Genomic DNA, 18141 nt, shown 5'->3' on the forward strand with positions numbered 1-18141 from the left:
CCTTCCATTACTAATTCCTAATTCCTAATTACAAATTAAAAAGGGGTTCTTCAAATGAAACTGCCGCTTTCTTGGCTTTCTGATTATACTGATATTTCCGGCGTCACCCCCAAGGAGTTCGACGCCAAAATGACCATGTCCGGTTCCAAGGTCGAAGAGGTCGTCTACCTTGGCGAGGAGATTGAAAACGTTGTCACCGGCAAGGTGCTCTCCGTTACCGATCACCCGGATTCCGACCATCTTAAAATTTGTCAGCTTGACGTTGGACAGGGCGAACCCGTCCAGATCGTCACCGGCGCGCCCAACGTAACGGAAGCCTCCGTGGGCGAGATCTGCCCGGTCGCGCTGCACAAATCGGCGCTGCCCGGCGGCGTCAAGATCACGAAGGGCAAGCTGCGCGGCGTGCCCTCGAACGGCATGATGTGCTCGTTCCAAGAGCTGGGGCTGACTCACGGCTGCGTGCCCTACGCCTGCGAAAACGGCATTCTGTTCCTGCCCGATGGCACCCCCGTGGGCGAGGATATCCGTAAAGTGGTCGGTCTGGACGACTATGTGGCCGATTTCGAGATCACCTCCAACCGGCCGGACTGCCTGTCCGTGATCGGTCTGGCGCGCGAGGCCGCCGCTACGTTCGACCGTCCGTTCAGCGTCAAAACGCCAGAGGTGAAGGGCGTGGGCGACGATATCGGCCACTATATGTCCGTCGAAGTGCGCGATCCTGACCTGTGCCCGCGCTACACCGCGCGTCTTGTCAAAAACATCAAGATCGAGCCCAGCCCCGCGTGGATTCGCGAGCGCCTGCACGCCGCCGGCGTGCGCCCGATCAACAACATCGTCGATATTACGAACTACGTTATGCTGGAATACGGCCAGCCCATGCACGCGTTCGACTACGCCTGCCTGTCGGACGGCAAGATCGTCGTGCGCCGCGCGCAGAACGGCGAATCCATCCAAACGCTGGACGGCGTCGATCACGATCTGACCGATAAAATGCTCGCCATCTGCGATCATGATAAGCCGGTCGCCGTCGCGGGCGTTATGGGCGGCGCCAACTCCGAGATCGAGGACGATACAAAGACCGTCGTCTTTGAATCCGCCTGCTTCCACGGCGCGACCGTGCGCGTCACCGCCAAGGCGCTCGGCATGCGCACCGAGGCCTCCGGCCGCTTTGAAAAGGGGCTTGACCCCCGCATGACGCTGTCCGCCGTCGACCGCGCTTGCGAGCTGGTGGAAGAGCTCCACGCCGGCGAGGTCGTAAACGGCGTGATTGATGTGGACAGCTCCGATCCCGCGCCGAAGCGCCTGCCGTTCGAGCCGGACAAGATGAACGCGCTGCTCGGTCTTGCGATCCCTGCGGACGAGCAAAAGCGCCTGCTGGAAAAGCTGGACTTCACGGTCGAGGGCGGCGAGGTTGTCGTCCCCTCCTTCCGCACCGATATTCTCCGCATGTGCGATCTGGCCGAAGAGGTCGCGCGCATGTACGGCTACGACCAGATCCCCACCACGCTCTACGCGGGCGAAATGGTGCAGGGCGAATACACCCCCAAGCAGCAGGCCGAGCGCGAGGTCTCGCTCATCTGCCGCGAAGCCGGGTTTGACGAATCGATGAGCCATTCGTTCATCTCCCCCAAGTTCTATGACATGATCGGCTGGCCGGAAAACGATCCGCGCCGCGTGTCCACTACGATCCTGAACCCGCTCGGCGAGGATTTCAGCATCATGCGCACGACCATCCTGCCCTCCATGCTGGATTCGCTGGCCCATAACCACGCGCACCGCAACCCGTCGGCGTCCCTGTTTGAACTGGGCACCATCTACACGCCCACCGTAAGGGACGGCAAGGCCGATCAGACCATCCTCCCGCGCGAGGAAAAGATCCTCGCCCTCGGCTCGTACGGCAGCCGTTCGTTCTTCCAGTTCAAGGGTGTGATCGAAGCGGTTGCGCACGAACTGAACATCAAGGGCCTGTCCTTTGAGACCGAATCCGGAAACCCGTCGTACCATCCGGGCCGCTGCGCGCGCGTCATGGCGGGCGATCAGCTCCTCGGCGTATTCGGCACCGTGCACCCCACCGTGTGCAAAACCTACGGTCTGTCCGGCGAGGTGCTTGCCGCCGAGCTGCACATGGACGTGCTCTTCGCCGCCATGGACCCGACGCGTCTTTATCACGCGCTGCCCAAGTTCCCGGCTTCCACCCGCGACATTGCCGTCATCGTGGACGACGCGGTACCCGCGGCTTCCCTGCAAAAGGCGATCGAGCAAGCCGCCGGCTCTATTCTGGAGAGCGTCAGCCTGTTCGACGTATACAAGGGCGAAAACATTCCGGAAGGGAAAAAGTCCCTCGCCTACTCGATGAGCCTGCGCGCGCCCGACCGCACCCTGACCGACGAGGAATGCGACAAGGCCATGCGCGACGCCATCGCCGCGCTGGAAAAAGATTTTGGCGCGAAGCTTCGCGGATAAGACTTTACTTTTTCCTCGTTTTGTATTATCCTATAGGTAGACGAAACGAAGGAACGACCCGGAAAGGAGACAGACATGCTTGACGGTACGAGAAAATTCAGCCTTGTAGATGAGAACAATAAAGAAATGAAGCGCACGCTCACCGCGGTATACGATGCGCTCAAGGAGAAGGGCTATAACCCGATCAACCAAATCGTCGGTTACCTCCTCTCCGAGGATCCCACCTACATCACCAACCACAACAACGCCCGCAGCCTGATCTGCAAGATCGACCGCGACGAGTTGATGCAGGAACTGGTGCAGTACTATCTCGATAACTGATGAAACAATAAATAACCGTTTCCTTCAATCGGGAAACGGTTATTTTTTTGCAAAGGTGTAAAATGAACGATTTTCTCCCCATTTCCAAAGAGGATATGACCGCGCGCGGCTGGTATTACTGCGATTTTCTGCTCGTTACCGGCGACGCTTATATCGATCACCCCTCCTTCGGCACCGCGATCATCTCGCGTGTTCTCGAAGCGGAGGGGTATAAGGTCGCGATCCTGTCCCAGCCCGATTTCCGCAGCGAAAAGGACTTTCTCGCGATCGGCCGCCCGCGCTACGCGGTGCTGGTCAACGGCGGCAATATCGATTCCATGGTCGCCCACTACACAGCCGCCAAAAAACGCCGTTCAGACGATGCCTATACGCCCGGCGGCAAAGCGGGCGCCAGACCCGACCGCGCGGCCACCGTATACGCCATGCTGGCCCGCCGCGCCTTCCCCGAAACGCCGGTCTACCTCGGCGGGATCGAAGCCAGCCTGCGCCGTTTCGCCCATTACGACTATTGGGCGGACCGCGTGATGCCCTCGGTCCTTGTTTCCTCCGGCGCGGACGGGCTGATGTACGGCATGAGCGAGCGCTCGGTACGCGAACTGGCCAACAACCTAAAGCACGGCAAGAAGGGCGCGGAAGCGCTTTTCGGCGTGCGCGGCACGGCCTACCTGACCCATACGGCGGAAAACCTGCCGTTTCCCGCCGTCCAATGTCCCTCGTTGGAGGACGTTTGCGAAAGCAAGGCGGATTATGCCCGCTCGGTCAAAATGCAGTATGACGAACAGGATTTTGTCACCGGTAAAGCGCTGCTGCAGCGCCATGGCAAGCACCTTTTGGTGCAGAACCCGCCCGCCAAGCCGCTTACCACCGCCGAAATGGACGAGGTATACGCCCTGCCCTATCAGCGGGCCTATCACCCCTCCTATGACGCGGCGGGCGGCGTGCCCGCCATCCAAGAGGTGCAGTTTTCCATCATCCATAATCGCGGCTGCTTTGGCGCGTGTAACTTCTGCGCGCTCGCGTTTCATCAAGGCCGGTTCATCTCGGCCCGCAGCCACGAAAGCGTGATCGCGGAAGCCGAACAGATCGCCGCCAGCCCCGGCTTTAAGGGTTATATCCACGATGTCGGCGGACCGACCGCCAACTTCCGTTTCCCCGCCTGCCATAAGCAGCAGGCGCATGGGCTTTGCAAGGACAAGCGCTGCCTGTTCCCCTCTGCCTGTAAAAGCCTGCAGGCCGATCATTCGGATTACCTGAATTTGCTGCGCGAACTGCGGCAGGTTGAAGGCGTCAAAAAGGTATTTGTGCGTTCCGGCCTGCGGTATGATTACATGATGGCCGACCATAACGACGCCTTTTTCCGCGAGCTGGTGGAGCACCACATTTCGGGCCAGCTCAAGGTCGCGCCCGAGCACATGAGTGATAACGTTCTGTATTATATGGGCAAACCATCATTTTCCGTATATGAATCCTTTCGAGAACGGTATGCCCGCATCAACCAAAAGCTGGGCCGCAAGCAGTACCTTGTGCCCTATCTGATGAGTTCGCACCCGGGCGCTACCCTGCGGGACGCGGTAGAGCTCGCCTGCTATTTGAACCGCGTCGGCTATATGCCGGAACAGGTGCAGGATTTTTATCCCACACCGGGCACGCTGTCCACCGCGATGTATTACGCGGAGCTTGACCCGCGCACAATGAAGCCGGTCTATGTCGCCAAAACGGCGGAAGAGAAAGCGATGCAGCGCGCGCTTTTGCAGTGGCGCAAGCCGGAAAAGCGTCCCATCGTGCTCGCCGCCCTGAAAAAGGCGGGCCGCGAGGATCTGATCGGTTTTGGCAAGGAATGCCTGATCCGCCCCGCGCCGGGCACAAGACCGCCCGCCCCCAAAAAGACTGCAACGCCCGCTTATGCCGGGAAGAAGCCCGCTCCCGCCCGCCGTAAAGGCTGGGCCAAGTCCAAGGGCAAGAAATAATCGGCTTGATCAAAGGCAACCGGCCCCGTCTTTCGCTCAGTGCGAAAGACGGGGCCGGTTTTTCTCTGCCTGACAGAGTGCTGAAATAGAAGGATCGACAGGGATTAACTTGCCGCGTTCGGTTTGCCGCCGCCCATGCTCAGAAACGGCGGCAAGCCGAACGCCGAACGCAGCCACGGCCGCGTATACGAACATTACATAAGATTTTGAGAGAGAATCTGAAGAGCGATAGAAAAATGAGAAGCAAGTATCCGGTGGATTTCCTATCTTTTAAAAGGTCTTAAAAATATCATCCATCCGCGTGAGCGTTTCGTCGATGTCCTTCTCGGTGTGTGCAATGGTGATGCCATAGTGCGCCGGGGATACCGGGCCCGCCGTATCGTGGAACCACAGGCCGCGCGGCAGGCATTCGGTAACGAACTTTTTATACATGGACCGATCCAGCTCGGCCGCGACCTTGCGGAAATCAAAGTCGTCCTCGGTGTTTTCCACGCCGAAGTAAATGGCAAAGCGCGCGCCCACGCCGCGGCAGTGGCCCTTCTTGCCATGCTTGGCAAACAGATCGTCGATACCGCGGTACAGCTTGTTGCCGATCTTCTCGATCTGATCGTAAAAGCCGGGCTCCATCGCCATCTTGATGCACTCGATCGCCGCGATAACCGGCATGTAGGAGCCTGTGTAGGTGCCGCTCACCGTTGTCTTGCCGATGGGGTTGAGGCAGTTCATAATATCCGCACGGCCGCCGAACGCCGCGATCGGCAGGCCGCCGCCAATGGCCTTGGCCATGGTGGTCATATCCGGCGTAACGCCGTAATATTTTTGCGCGGAACCCGGACGCATGCGCAGACCGCAGACAACCTCGTCAAAAATAAGAATGATCTTCTCGCGGGTGCAAAGCTCGCGCACCTGCTCTAAGTACTGCTTGCGCGCCTCATAGCAGCCGCAGTTGAAGCTGATGGGCTCTAAAATAACGCAGGCGATTTCGCCCTTGTACTTCTGTACCGCGTGCTCCAGCGCGTCGATATTGTTGAACACCACGTTCACGACGCTGTCCTTCGCGTTCTGCGGGAAGCCTTCGGAATCCGCCGCGGTCTCGACCTCGCCGTACTCGTCCGCCTTGCCCACGCCGTTGTGGTTGAACCAAATGTTCTCATGCATGCCGTGGAAATGGCCTTCAAATTTCAGCACCTTGTCGCGGCCGGTAAAGCTGCGCGAAACACGGATTGCCGCCTGCGTCGCCTCTGAGCCCGTGTTGGCCAACCGGACGCGCTCGCAACTCGGGAACACCTCGCGCAGAAGCTTGCCCAATTCCACATGGTACGCGGTATCAAAGTTCATGAAAAAGCCCTTGTCCATCGCGCGGCCGATGGCCTCGCGGATGCGCGGGTGGTTGTGTCCATAAAGGCCCGCGCCGGCGCAGGTGTGGTAATCGATGTACTCCTTGCCGTCCGCGTCCCAAACATGGCTGCCATCCGCGTGATCGATGTATAGCGGCTGCTTCCAGCACTGCGTTATAGCGCTGTCCCGCCGAGGCGCCCGCCACAAAGATCTGCTCGGCCTCGCGGTAAATTTCCTGTATGCGGCTCATACAGTCCACTCCTTTTTATCGTTTGTATTTGAGCATGTGTATCAGCGGTTCCTTAATTATTTCAACCGTTGATATATGTCATGTTTTATTTATAACACCCAATCTCCATTCTGTCAACACTTATTTTAATGGTTAATTTAATTTACCGGGTTTTCTGCTGTTTTCCATCCTATTCAAAACATTGCATTTGTCATTCGACAAGGCTCTCACTTTTTCATTATATTTTTTAATTATTAAAAAAAGTGTTGACACCATATATTTTATATGTTAAATTAAAGCTAATAAAAAGCGGCGGTCAAACGTCGCTCCACCATACAACATCGTCAAAATAGGAGGAACAAAATCATGCGCATGATGGAAATCATCGATGAATCGACCGGCAAGGTAGTGGGCAGCGTCCCGCACTACGACGGCAAGGAGATCGCGGAAATGGTAGACGTCGCTTACGCGGCGCAGCCCCGCTGGGAAAAGGTGCCGCTGTTCGAGCGCGGCCAGATCCTTTACAAGTTCTGCGACCTGATCGACCAGAACCGCGAGGAGATCGCAAACTACATGTCCTGCGAAATGGGCAAGCCCATCCTTCAGTCCCGCGCGGAGACCACCTACGCCGCCGAGATCGGCCGCGCCAACATCGAAGTGGGCAAGCACATGTACGGCGAGGTGCTGTGCGACAGCTCCGAGGGCTACGAGGATCACGTGGTCATGGTCCGTCACGAGGCGCTGGGCGTCGTCGCGGCGGTCATCCCCTTCAACTACCCGGTCGAGCTGACCCTGCAAAAGGTCGTTCCGGCGCTTCTGATGGGCAACACCATGATCGTCAAGGCATCCACCACGGCCCCCTGCTGCGTCAAGAAGCTGATCGATCTGGCGATCGAAGCCGGCGTGCCGCAGGACGTGCTGCAATTCGTCACCGGCAGCCGCGAGGACTGCACCGAAAACCTGCTGACCAACAAAAAGGTCGCCTGCATCGCCATGACCGGCAGCACCGAGGCCGGCGCCGAGATGATGCACGACGCCGCGCCCACCATCAAGAAGGTCATTCTGGAACTGGGCGGCAACGATCCCCTCATCATCACCGAGGAAGCCGCGAACGATCCCGAACTGATCGCCAAGGCGATCGAGTGCCTGTGCTGGGGCCGCATCAACGAAAACAACGGGCAGGTCTGCGCCTCCCCCAAGCGCACTATCGTACATAAGAAGGCGCACGATGTGTTCGTCAAGTGCCTAGTGAACTTTGTTTCCACCCTCAAGCGCGGCCACGCGACCGATCCCGAGGCGCAGCTGACCCGTCTGGTCTCCACCAAGGCGGCCGAGCGCGTCGAGAAGCAAATTCAGCACACCATCGATCAGGGCGCGAAGCTCCTTTACGGCGGCAAGCGCAACGGCCCCGAAATGGACGTGACCATTCTGGACAACGTGACCAAGGACATGGATATCGCGTGCGATATGGAGGTATTCGGCCCCGTCGTTCCGATCATCACCTTTGAGACCGACGAAGAAGCCGTCGCGATCGCCAACCAGAGCCAGTACGGCCTGTCCGCCTGCGTGATCACCAAGGACCTGAAGAAGTCCTTCTACTACACCGAGCACGTGGAATCCTCGGCGGTATGGGTCAACGGTTCCAGCGCGCTGCGCCATAACGACCAGCCGTTCGGCGGCTGCAAGGGCACCGGCATCGGCAACGAGGGCGCGGGCTACTCCTGCGCTGAGTTCACACGCCTAAAGACCTACGGCTTCTGCGACGTTTCCCCCAAGGAGCGCCTGTACGAGCATGCCGACGGCATGGGCGATTTCCTTTCCAACTTCCGCGCGCAGGTCGCGCAGCAGATGAAGGATATGTAAGCACCTGTATGAAAAAGGGCACGCCGCGTTTTTGCGGCGTGCCCTTTTTGCGGCTTCCCCTCCCGCGCTTCACCCAACACAAAAAAGCCGTCGCTTATGCGACAGCTTCTTTGTTGTTCGATGCAGTTATATCATGATTTTGTGCGGCCGCTTCATGCGTTTTTCCAATAACGCCGCAGCGGCACAGCGTTTTCAGCGTTCCTTTCCGCTATCGCAGCACCTCCCTTCCCCGTCAACGCCTCATGGCGCAGATTTGTTTTTGTACTTATTCTAATAGTTTATATTATATATCAATAAATAGCAAGGCTTATTTTTTATAAAATTTACAAACACATTTTGTCACCGCGAAACTGTTCATTTCGCTTTACAAAAAGGTGCTTTTAGGATAAAATATAAATAAAAAATACTTAAAATAAATTACAAAATATATTGCCGTGCCGAGACGCGCGGTTCGGGAGGTTAACCCATGACTATCAACACCGCTATCGACATCCGTGAGCGTAATTTAGAGCGCATCCGCAGCGCGATCCAGCGCCACGAGACCTGCACCAAAACAGAGATCGCGCGCGAGACCGAACTGAGCATGGCGACCACCAGCACCGCCTTGAACGAAATGCTGATCAGCGGCGAGATCGCCAAGATCGACCAGACCGGCGTCAGCATCGGCCGCCCAGCCGATATATTTGCCTATAACCCCGATCACCTGCATACCCTCGCCATCTGCACCACCATGAAAAACGGTACGGACGCCGTGGAATACATCATCGCCGACGCGCTCGGCCGAATCATCCAGCGGGAAAGCCAGCCGATCGCCTCCGTCAGCGCCGAGCTGCTCGAAGCGCTGGTCACCACCTGTATCGTGCAGGACCCGCTCATCCGCACGGTCGGCCTCGGTATCCCCGGCCACGCGCAGTCCGGCTGCATCACCCAATGCGACATCGCCGCTTTGGAGGGCGTGGACTTCGCATCGCGCATCCGCGCCAAGCACAACGTTGCCGTCGTCGTGGAAAACGATATGAATATCATCACCTATTGCCTCTATCAGGAGCTCGATTGCCCACAGGACGATTTTGCAGCCCTGTATTTTCCCACGCAGGAAAACTCCTTTGTCGGCGGCGGCTTCATCATTGGGGGCCGCCTGCACAAGGGCTGGACGATGTTTTCCGGCGAAGTGAGCTATATCGCCCGCGCCTTCGGCTTTTCCTCGGCCGATCAGGCCGCTCTGCCGCGCGAGCGCGGGGCGTTCTGCCGCTTTGCCGCGCAGATCGTAACCACGGTCGTGTGCACGATCAACCCGCCCCGCATCGTTATCATGGGCGAAGCGCTGGCGGAAACCGACCTGCCGGATATTTGCGGCTATTGCCGCCAGTTCATTCCCGCCCACAACGTGCCCGAGCTGCGCATCGATAACAATATCTTTGATAACTACGCTGAAGGGTTGGTCCGCCTCACGCTCGACCATGTGCTCTTCCCCACGCTGATATGAGCGGAGCAATCCACAAAACCGGCAGCGGTTTTATGCATTTATTTTGCTATTTAAAATAATACAAAATTTATAGGAGGTTTCATATGCGTAAGATATTGGGCATCGATACCGGCGGCACCTATACCGACGGCGTTATCGTCGCAGCCGGTACCCGTGAAATACTGTGTAAGACCAAAACGCTCACCACGCACCGCAACCTGCGTTTGTGCATCAATAACTGCATCCACGCCTTCCGCCCGGACCAGCTGGAGGGCGTATCCCTCGTCTGCCTGTCCACCACGCTGGCGACCAACGCCATCGTCGAGGGGCGCGGCTGCAAGGAAGGCCTCATTTTAATCGGCGGCAGGCCGGAGGGCAAAATGCCTTCGTCCCGCTACCGCGTTATCCGGGGCAAACCGGATATTCGGGGCCGCATGCGTGAAAACATCGATCCAAACGAGGTGGACGAGGCGATCGAGAGCTTTCGCGGCGAGGTCGACGCGCTGGCGGTCTCCGGCTACGCCAGTGTGCGCAATCCGGAGCATGAGATCTATGTCAAGCAGCGCATCCAGCAAAGGCTTGGCGTTCCCGTTGTCTGCGCGCACGATCTGACCGGCTCGCTCGGCTTTTACGACCGTACGGTAACCGCCACGCTGAACGCCCGCCTCATCCCCCTGCTTTGCGAGCTGATCGATTCGGTCCGGCAGGTCATGCTTGGCCACCAGATTGAAGCGCCGCTTATGATCGTCCGGGGCGACGGTACGCTCATGACCGCCGAATGCGCGCGGGATAAGCCCATCGAGACCATCCTTTCCGGTCCCGCGGCCAGTATCATCGGCGGCGTGTTCCTATCCGGCGAAACGAACCCCATTGTTCTGGACATGGGCGGCACGACAACCGATCTTGCCAATGTGGAAGAAGGCCGCATGCTTATGAATAACGACGGCGCCAAGGTCGGCGGCTGGTTTACCCAGATTCGCGCAGCCGAGGTCTATACCATCGGCCTTGGCGGCGACAGCCGCGTGTATTTAGACAGTGAACGCCGCGTGTCGGTCGGGCCGCAAAAGGTCATTCCATACTGTGTCGCCGCCACATGGTTCCCCGATCTGCTACGGGAGCTGCAAGACATCTATGGGCAAGAGGACCGGCCCTATCTGAACTTTTGGCGCAATGAGATCGAAGCCTTCATGCTTGCGCGCTACGCGGAAGAGAATGAGCTGAGCGAGTTGGAATGCCAGATCGTGCGCACGCTCGACCGGTCGCCCCACACGCTCTATGTGCTGCAAAAGCAGATCGGGGTGCCGAGCCTTATCTCCGCGCTGGAGCGTCTGCTCGCGGCGGGCTACGTTTCCCGCATCGCCCTTTCGCCCACCGATGTTCTGCACGCCACCGGCGCGTATGTCGAGTGGGACGCCGAAGCCGCGCGGCTCGTCCTGCAAATCATGGCCGATCAGCTTTCCATCCGCTTTGGCGAATGCGCCGAGCGGGTGCGCGCCACCATCCACCGCTTGCTGGGCTGCGCCTGCATCCAGAGCGGCTTATACTTTGACCGGCAGGATTTTGACGCCAGCTCCAGCGAAGCGGCGGATTATTTCGTCAACCGGATTTTCCTGAACGACCAAAGCCCCGTGCTTGGCGGCCACTATTATTTGAAAAAGCCGGTCGTCGCCATCGGCGCGCCCACCGGGGCGTGGGTCGGCACGCTGGCCGAAACGCTGGGCACCCGCGTCATCGTGCCGCCCTACGCGGAGGTCGCGAACGCCGTGGGCGCCGCGGTAGGGCAGGCCACCGAGCAGGTCGAAATATTGATCCGGCCCGACCCTATCACCAAAACCTATACCGTGTTCGGCTCCCAGAAGCGTCTCAGCGAGCCCACGCTGGATCAGGCCACTGATTGCGCGCGCCGGCTGGGCGCGGAGCAAGCCGCCGCTTACCTGCCCGGCGCCTTCTTTGATCTGACCGACCGCGTCGAGGACGTGGAGGTCGCCGACCGCTATACCGGACAAACGCGTTTTGTCGAACGCCGCGTGATCATCACCGCCGTTTCCCACCTGACCGCGCGAAATAACGTTCACTCGTAGACTTCTATTTTAATACTTAAATAAATATTTAATTTAAGTATTGACTTTTAAAAAAGTCATTGTAAAATATAATATATACAACGTTTGAAATAAGTCGTAAATTTACTCGCACCGCCCGCATGCGCGACCGAACCAAACACCGCCATTTTCTAAATGCAGAAAGGAAGAAACGCAATGAAACAGCAATACAACCCCTACGACAATGTACTCAAAGTCGTCGACCATGCCGCTTCGATGCTCGGCTACAAAGAAAAAGAGTACGCCATCCTGAAATATCCGGAGCGCGAGCTTCAGGTATCCATGCCCGTTGTGATGGACGACGGCTCGCTCAAGGTATTTGAGGGCTTCCGCGTACAGCACTCCACCGCGCGCGGACCGGCCAAGGGCGGCGTGCGCTTCCATCCCGGCGTCAACCATGACGAGGTCAAGGCTCTCGCCGCTTGGATGACGTTCAAATGCGCCGTTGTCAACATCCCCTACGGCGGCGGCAAGGGCGGCATCATCTGCGACCCGTCGGGCATGAGCGAACGCGAGCTGCACGCCCTCACCAGCAAATACACGGCGGCCATCGCCCCGCTGATCGGGCCAGAGCAGGATATCCCGGCGCCCGATGTGGGCAGCAACGCGCACGTCATGGCGTGGATGATGGATACTTATTCGATGCTCAAGGGGCACAGCGTGCTGGGCGTGGTCACCGGCAAGCCGATCGGCCTTGGCGGTATTCTGGGCCGAAACGAAGCGACCGGCCGCGGCGTCATGTTCACGATCAACAACCTGCTGAAAAAGGAAAACCGCCCGATTGAAGGCACCAGCGTGGTCGTGCAGGGCATGGGCAACGTGGGCTCCATCACCGCGAAGCTGCTGCACCGTCAGGGCATGAAGATCATTGCCGTTTCCGATGTTTCGGGCGGCGTGTACGATCCGAACGGTCTGGATATCCCCGGTATCCTCGCTTACCTGTCCGGCGGCAAAAACCTTTTAAAGGATTTCGACGCGCCCGGCATCAACCATATCTCCAATGCCGAGCTGCTGGAGCTGGACACCACCGTACTGGTTCCCGCCGCGCTCGAAAACCAGATCAACGGCGAGAACGCCGAGCGCATCAAGGCCAAGTATGTTGTCGAAGCCGCCAACGGCCCGACCACGCTGGAAGCCGATGATATCCTGCAAGCGCGCGGCATCAAGCTGGTCCCCGATATTCTTGCCAACGCCGGCGGCGTGGTCGTTTCCTACTTCGAGTGGGTGCAGAATATTCAGGAGCTGTGCTGGAGCGAAGAACGCGTAAACAGCGAACTGAAAAACATTATGGATACCGCGTTTGAAGCCGTGTGGGAGATCGCCGAGCAGCGCGATACCACGCTGCGCACCGGCGCTTACCTGATCTCGGTCAAGCGCGTCGTGGAGGCTCGTCAGGGCCGCGGCGTTTTCTAAAAAATACTTGTTTTTGCGTTTTCTGCCCGCCGTCCATCGCCATTGCTTGAAATTTCGTTCATTCTTACGAAATTACATACGGAATCCTATTGCTTTTGTCGATTGACGGCGGGCTGCTTTCCCTCTATTATTTTTATATTAAAAATAACACTTTCATAAACCTCACCATCCACATAGATATAAGGAGGAGTGCCAATATGGACGAACAGCTGCGTGAATATATCAAAAGTCTGATCCCGGAAAACTTTCCCGACGGCCGCGAGCTGCTCAAGGAAGGCAGGGAAATGGGCCCCACCATCAACGTCCCCCGCACCCCCTTCCTGCAAAAGCACGGCTGTAAAACTTATCTGGAATACCGCAAGAAGCGTCTGGCGGAGGGCAAGCAGACTTGGCAGCTGCTGATCGGTCTCGCCACGTTGGAAGACGAATTGAACGCGATCCGCGCGATTGACGCTTTCAACCAGCGAAATGCGGATGAGGGCATGGAAATCTCGGGCATTCAGTCCATCCCGTCGCAGATCGTCGGCCTGCCCCATGAATACTGGGACACGTTCCCGAAGCAGACCAGCTACGAAATGTTTGATCCCGCCGACTGGAAAGCGCATACCGACGCCGCGCCCATTCAGGTCGCGTGGCAGGATTTTCATTTGGCTTGTCCCGCGTCCCTGCAAACGACCATCAACGCGCTGGAAGCGGGCACCGACCGTTTGGGCTGTTTTTCCACGCTAATCTGGGAGTACACCGGCTACCACGAGGAAGTGAACCGCTTTTCCGACATGGTCCGCTCGCTCGGCATCCTGTCCACCAAAAAGGATCTGGATATCGACGTTGTCACCTACCCGGAGGACGGCATCCCCGGCTACTTTCTGGACGTTGTCTCTTGGGTCGGCTATATGATGGTCGAGCACTACATCGCCACCGAGCTGTGCGGCACCCTGTTTTCCGTCAGCTACGGCGGTCTGCTGACCGAGGTGCAGCCCCGCATGGCGTTCGCCCTTGCCATGCACAAGCTGTTTTCCACCCCCGATCATCCGGGCGTCGTCTACTACAACGGCGGCACGGTCGATCAGCTCGACCACGACGTCAACGCCAACTTCGGTACCGGCGTGCAAGAGGCGCTCATCCAAACGCTGTTTAACCTAAAATATAACCTGCCGGTCATCATCAGTCCTACCGCCGTCACCGAGCGGCTGCGCCACCCCTCGCTCGACGAACTGCTCGACATCGCCGCGGCCGGTATGCGCGCCGAATATAAGGCAAAGGAATGGCTGCCGCTGATGGATTTCACCCCCATCGAGCAAATGTGCGATAAGATGATCGAAAAGGGCGTCAAATTTTACGAAAATGTGATGAACGCCTTCCGCGAGGCAGGCGTCGACACCGAGGATCCGCTGCAAATGATCATGATGCTCAAGCGCTTTAGCCCGACTAAATTTGAACAGAGCTTCCACCCCAGTATCGAGGAGACCGGTTCGTTCCATCCCTACTTCCCGAGCCAGCTCGGCCAGCAGACCATGGAGATGAAGGACGAGATCGTCGCCGAGCTAAAGGAAAAGGGCATTCGTTTAAACGGCCAAAAGATCGTCTGCGTATCGGCCGACGGCCACAGCTACGGTCTAATGCTCATCACCGAGGTATACCGCGAAATACACGCCGAGCCGGTCAACGGCGGCGTCGATATGGAGCCCGCCGCCGTGCTCGATCTGGCGGATGAGGAAGGCACCGATATCATCTGCGTCAGCTCGCACTGCGGCCAATGCTTGTCCTACGCGCAGTCGATCACCGCGCTTGCAAAGGAGCGCGGCAAAAAGTACCGTATCCTGATGGGCGGCATGCTCAACGCGCTGCTGCCCGGGAACGAGCTGCCGGTCGATGTGCAGGATCTGGTGCGCGACACCGGCGTTTGCGGCACCAACGATTTCTGCGAGCAGGTCAGCTTCATTTTAGAGCATTGATCCCTGTCCTCAGCAGTATCATAGAAAGGGGAAACCACCATGACAGTGTCTCAACCGACACAGGAAGAAGTATGCAAACAGGCATCCCAAATGACGCCCGAACAAGCATATACACAAAAGAAGATCCGGATGGCGACAAGCGGGATGAAGATCGCGATCTTGATGCCCATCACCGCGATCCTGCAAAACATTTTTAACAACTCGGTCACCTCGACCATCATCCCCACCCTGTCCGACAAGGTGATCGTTTCCATACTCTGTTCCATCACGCTGATTGGCCTTTGCGACTTGTTTGCCGGTGTTTTCACCTTTCTCTACAACACGTCCCGCGGAAAAGGTCTTACCGAGTATAAGCGCACCATCTCCCTTAAGGTATCGTGGATGATGCTGGCCTCGGCCGCGTTCGCGGGCCCGCTCGCCACCGGCTGCTGGATGGCCGCCACGCCCTTTTGCGGACTCACCACGGTCGCGGTCGTCACCAGTCTGGGGCCGATTCTCACGGCGATCATCGGCAAGTTCTTTCTTAAGGAAAATATCAGCGCGCGCGTATATCTCGGCATCGGCATCACGGTCGTGGGCGTGATCGTTTCGGGCTGGACAGGCTTTTCCGAAGGCGGCAGCAACTTTATTTTAGGCTTTATCCTCGCCCTGATGGCGCCCATCGGCTTTACGCTTGAAGGGCAGTTCTCCACCTACGCGGGCGATATGATCGATCCGAATGTCGGCTGCGGCTTTTACCGCTGCTTTGGCTCGGGCGTGATCGGCCTGATCGCCATGACCATCCTGTCCGCCGCCACCGGCAATCTGGCCGCCTTTACCGGCATTCTGCGCATGGTGTTCACCACGCCCATTCTGCTTTTATTCGTCGTCATCACTGGGCTGCTCGGCGCGATCAACTACAACTGTGCGTACACCGCGTTTAACAAGGCCGGCCCCTCCCGCACGCTCGCGGTCGATTCCTCGCGTCCGATCTGGAGCATCCCCTTCGGCTACCTGTTTGCGGCCCTTGGCGTCGCGGCTTATTCGGTCAATGCGTTAGGCGTGGCCGGCGCGGTGATCGTTGTGCTCGGCCTGATCCTCATCATCTGCAAGCCGTCCGAGCTGGTCAACCTGCGCGACGTGTCGTAAGGAAGGAGAAAGACTGATGAAATTACCGCTGAAAACGCGTATTCTGCAATACGCCATTCTGCTCGGCAACCCGTTCACAGTGTCCGACGTATACCACGATCTCGCGGATGAATACGGCGGCGAAAAGCTTTTCACCCTTAAAACAGTGAACGATTACGTCGATTCCTTCCTCGGCATTGGCTTTTTAAAGGCCGCCCAGCTTGAATTTGATCCCCAAGGGGAACTGCTGATCCACTATCAGGTCACCGAATACGGCAAAACGCGACTCAAATACATACACTAAAAAAGCGCGGCACAGAAGAAATGCTTTCTGTGCCGCGCTTCAGCTTTTCTATTTTTTGCTTTGCATGCCCGCGTACCGGGTCAAAAAGAGCTCGAGCCGTTCATTCAGCCGGTCTCCCGTCAGGTACACGTCCGGCGTCATACCCGCGCCCTCTTGAAAATAGGCGGGATCCCAGTAAAACAGGCACTCGCCGAACTGGAAAAACAGACCGGAATAGGGCAGCGAAATACCGTAATTCGCGCCGTTTGTCAGCACGCCGCCGGTATTCGCGCCGATCGTCACCACGTTTTGCAGGTTGTGCATCAGGTCGGTAAACGCTTCGGCCGCGGAGGCTGTGTGGCGCGCGGTCAACACAAACAGCACGCGGTCCGGCTGCTCCAAAAACTGCGGCTCGGGCGCGCCGACATAGTAGTCGCCGTCCACGCGCAGGCCGCCCGCCGCATGGTAAGCGTCCGTCTGTGCGCGGATCTCCGCGCACTGCTCCTCGTTTTCCGCGCCGTAGCAGGATCGAAGCCATGTATCGCTCGCGCGGATGCGCAGCGTGCAGTAATTCGGCCGCGCTTGCTCGCCGGTGTACCGGTAGAACCATTCAGGCGGCAGGTCGCCGTTGCCGCCGGGGTTGTGCGATAAATCGAGCACCGCCGCCGGGTATTCCTTAATCGCTTCGGCGGAGGCGAGAAACGCCTGCTTGTCATCCTCATCGTGTTGGTTGGACCAGCCGCTCTGGTCGTCCTCACCGAACACGGTACGGTTCAGCTCCATAAACGGAATGCCGCCCCGCACGCTGTAAACGTAGTTTTCTTCCGGCGCTGTGCGCGAATCGAGCGATACGGCAAGGTGCAGCTTTGCCGTAAACGTTCCCCCCGCGGTCTCCACCTTCATTTCCAGCGCTTCCGCGCGCGGCGCGAGCCGGTATAGGTAATAGGTCAACTCGCCGTTTTGACCAATGGCGCGTTTCAAATACGTCTCCGGCGCTTGTCCGTCTATCGCGCGCACCGCGTCCGTACAGGCCGCGTCGGTATAAAACGCGCCGTTCTTGCGGTAATAGGCGCGGCTCTCATCCGCAAACAGCTGTATGTCCGGCTGGAAGTTGTGTCCGTCAAAGGAAAAGTGTGTGTCGCCGATAAAGGAAAGGTGCCGGATCATCAGCGCCTTATAGTCGACAAGAGCGATCGTTCCGGTCTCCGGCAGCGCGGCCAGTATTTCTTTTTCAGCCTTATCAAACGCCGCGTCCCCACCCGACCATGTGTACAGGCCGTATTGCGAACGCAGCAGACGCATCACCCAGCCCACCTCGTCCCGCGCCTCGTCCGCCGGCAGCGGATCGTGCAGATCCAGATTGTTCTGGTCAAAGGCGCGGATACGCTTGCCGTCCTCCAGTGTGAAAAGCGGCTTATCGCTTTGGAAATCGTATCGGTAACGGTCGAGATCGGCGCGGGGCGCGTCGATTTTGGCGTGCGCCGCGTTGGTCTCCTCCAAAAGCGCCGCGAACGTCGCGGCGTTGCCCGATAGCGGAACAGACGCGCCCGCCCCCAGTGAAAGCGCCGCGAGCAGCGCGGCCAGTTGTTGAACCATACCGATCCCCTCTCTTTCTTTCTATCAGTATAGCAGACCCGC

12 protein-coding genes are annotated in these 18141 nt (G+C 58.0%); 10 read left to right on the forward strand and 2 right to left on the reverse strand.

What is annotated here, in order from left to right:
• Positions 1-54: 54 nt before the first annotated feature.
• From pheT to RWV98_RS15365, 3 genes are all read left to right on the forward strand, one after another.
• Positions 55-2463 carry a phenylalanine--tRNA ligase subunit beta gene (pheT, locus tag RWV98_RS15355; RefSeq protein WP_317861845.1) on the forward strand — a complete coding sequence of 803 codons (2409 nt, stop codon included), beginning with the start codon at positions 55-57 and terminating at the stop codon, positions 2461-2463.
• A 75-nt stretch (positions 2464-2538) separates the two neighbouring features.
• Entirely contained in the window at positions 2539-2784 is a 246-nt protein-coding gene (locus RWV98_RS15360) for an IreB family regulatory phosphoprotein (RefSeq protein ID WP_280962857.1), read from the forward strand.
• Positions 2785-2846: 62 nt separating this feature from the next.
• Positions 2847-4751: a YgiQ family radical SAM protein gene (locus RWV98_RS15365; RefSeq protein WP_317861847.1), complete on the forward strand. Its 1905-nt coding sequence runs from the start codon at positions 2847-2849 to the stop codon at positions 4749-4751.
• Between the two features lie 270 nt (positions 4752-5021).
• On the opposite strand, the gene RWV98_RS15370 is transcribed toward RWV98_RS15365, so the two are convergent.
• Entirely contained in the window at positions 5022-6296 is a 1275-nt protein-coding gene (locus tag RWV98_RS15370; RefSeq protein WP_317861849.1) for an aspartate aminotransferase family protein, read from the reverse strand.
• Between the two features lie 388 nt (positions 6297-6684).
• Here RWV98_RS15370 and RWV98_RS15375 point away from each other — a divergent pair, with 388 nt between their 5' ends.
• The 7 genes from RWV98_RS15375 (at position 6685) to RWV98_RS15405 (ending at position 16524) form a co-directional block, all read left to right on the forward strand.
• Positions 6685-8181 carry an aldehyde dehydrogenase family protein gene (locus RWV98_RS15375; RefSeq protein ID WP_280962854.1) on the forward strand — a complete coding sequence of 499 codons (1497 nt, stop codon included), beginning with the start codon at positions 6685-6687 and terminating at the stop codon, positions 8179-8181.
• Positions 8182-8647: 466 nt separating this feature from the next.
• Positions 8648-9667 carry an ROK family protein gene (locus RWV98_RS15380; RefSeq protein ID WP_317861851.1) on the forward strand — a complete coding sequence of 340 codons (1020 nt, stop codon included), beginning with the start codon at positions 8648-8650 and terminating at the stop codon, positions 9665-9667.
• Positions 9668-9750: 83 nt separating this feature from the next.
• Complete coding sequence (locus RWV98_RS15385; protein WP_317861853.1) at positions 9751-11727, forward strand: hydantoinase/oxoprolinase family protein; 1977 nt, start codon at positions 9751-9753, stop codon at positions 11725-11727.
• Positions 11728-11901: 174 nt separating this feature from the next.
• Entirely contained in the window at positions 11902-13158 is a 1257-nt protein-coding gene (locus RWV98_RS15390; RefSeq protein WP_317861855.1) for a Glu/Leu/Phe/Val family dehydrogenase, read from the forward strand.
• A 197-nt stretch (positions 13159-13355) separates the two neighbouring features.
• Positions 13356-15113: a cobalamin-dependent protein gene (locus RWV98_RS15395; protein WP_317861857.1), complete on the forward strand. Its 1758-nt coding sequence runs from the start codon at positions 13356-13358 to the stop codon at positions 15111-15113.
• Positions 15114-15242: 129 nt separating this feature from the next.
• Positions 15243-16241: a DMT family transporter gene (locus tag RWV98_RS15400; protein WP_317861859.1), complete on the forward strand. Its 999-nt coding sequence runs from the start codon at positions 15243-15245 to the stop codon at positions 16239-16241.
• A 16-nt stretch (positions 16242-16257) separates the two neighbouring features.
• Positions 16258-16524, forward strand: a complete 267-nt coding sequence (locus RWV98_RS15405) for a hypothetical protein (protein WP_280962848.1) — start codon at positions 16258-16260, stop codon at positions 16522-16524.
• 48 nt (positions 16525-16572) lie between these two features.
• On the opposite strand, the gene RWV98_RS15410 is transcribed toward RWV98_RS15405, so the two are convergent.
• Positions 16573-18099: a S41 family peptidase gene (locus RWV98_RS15410; RefSeq protein WP_317861861.1), complete on the reverse strand. Its 1527-nt coding sequence runs from the start codon at positions 18097-18099 to the stop codon at positions 16573-16575.
• Positions 18100-18141: the final 42 nt, after the last annotated feature.

Origin of the sequence: Agathobaculum sp. NTUH-O15-33, from assembly GCF_033193315.1 — a bacterium.
GTDB lineage: Bacteria > Bacillota > Clostridia > Oscillospirales > Butyricicoccaceae > Agathobaculum > Agathobaculum faecihominis_A.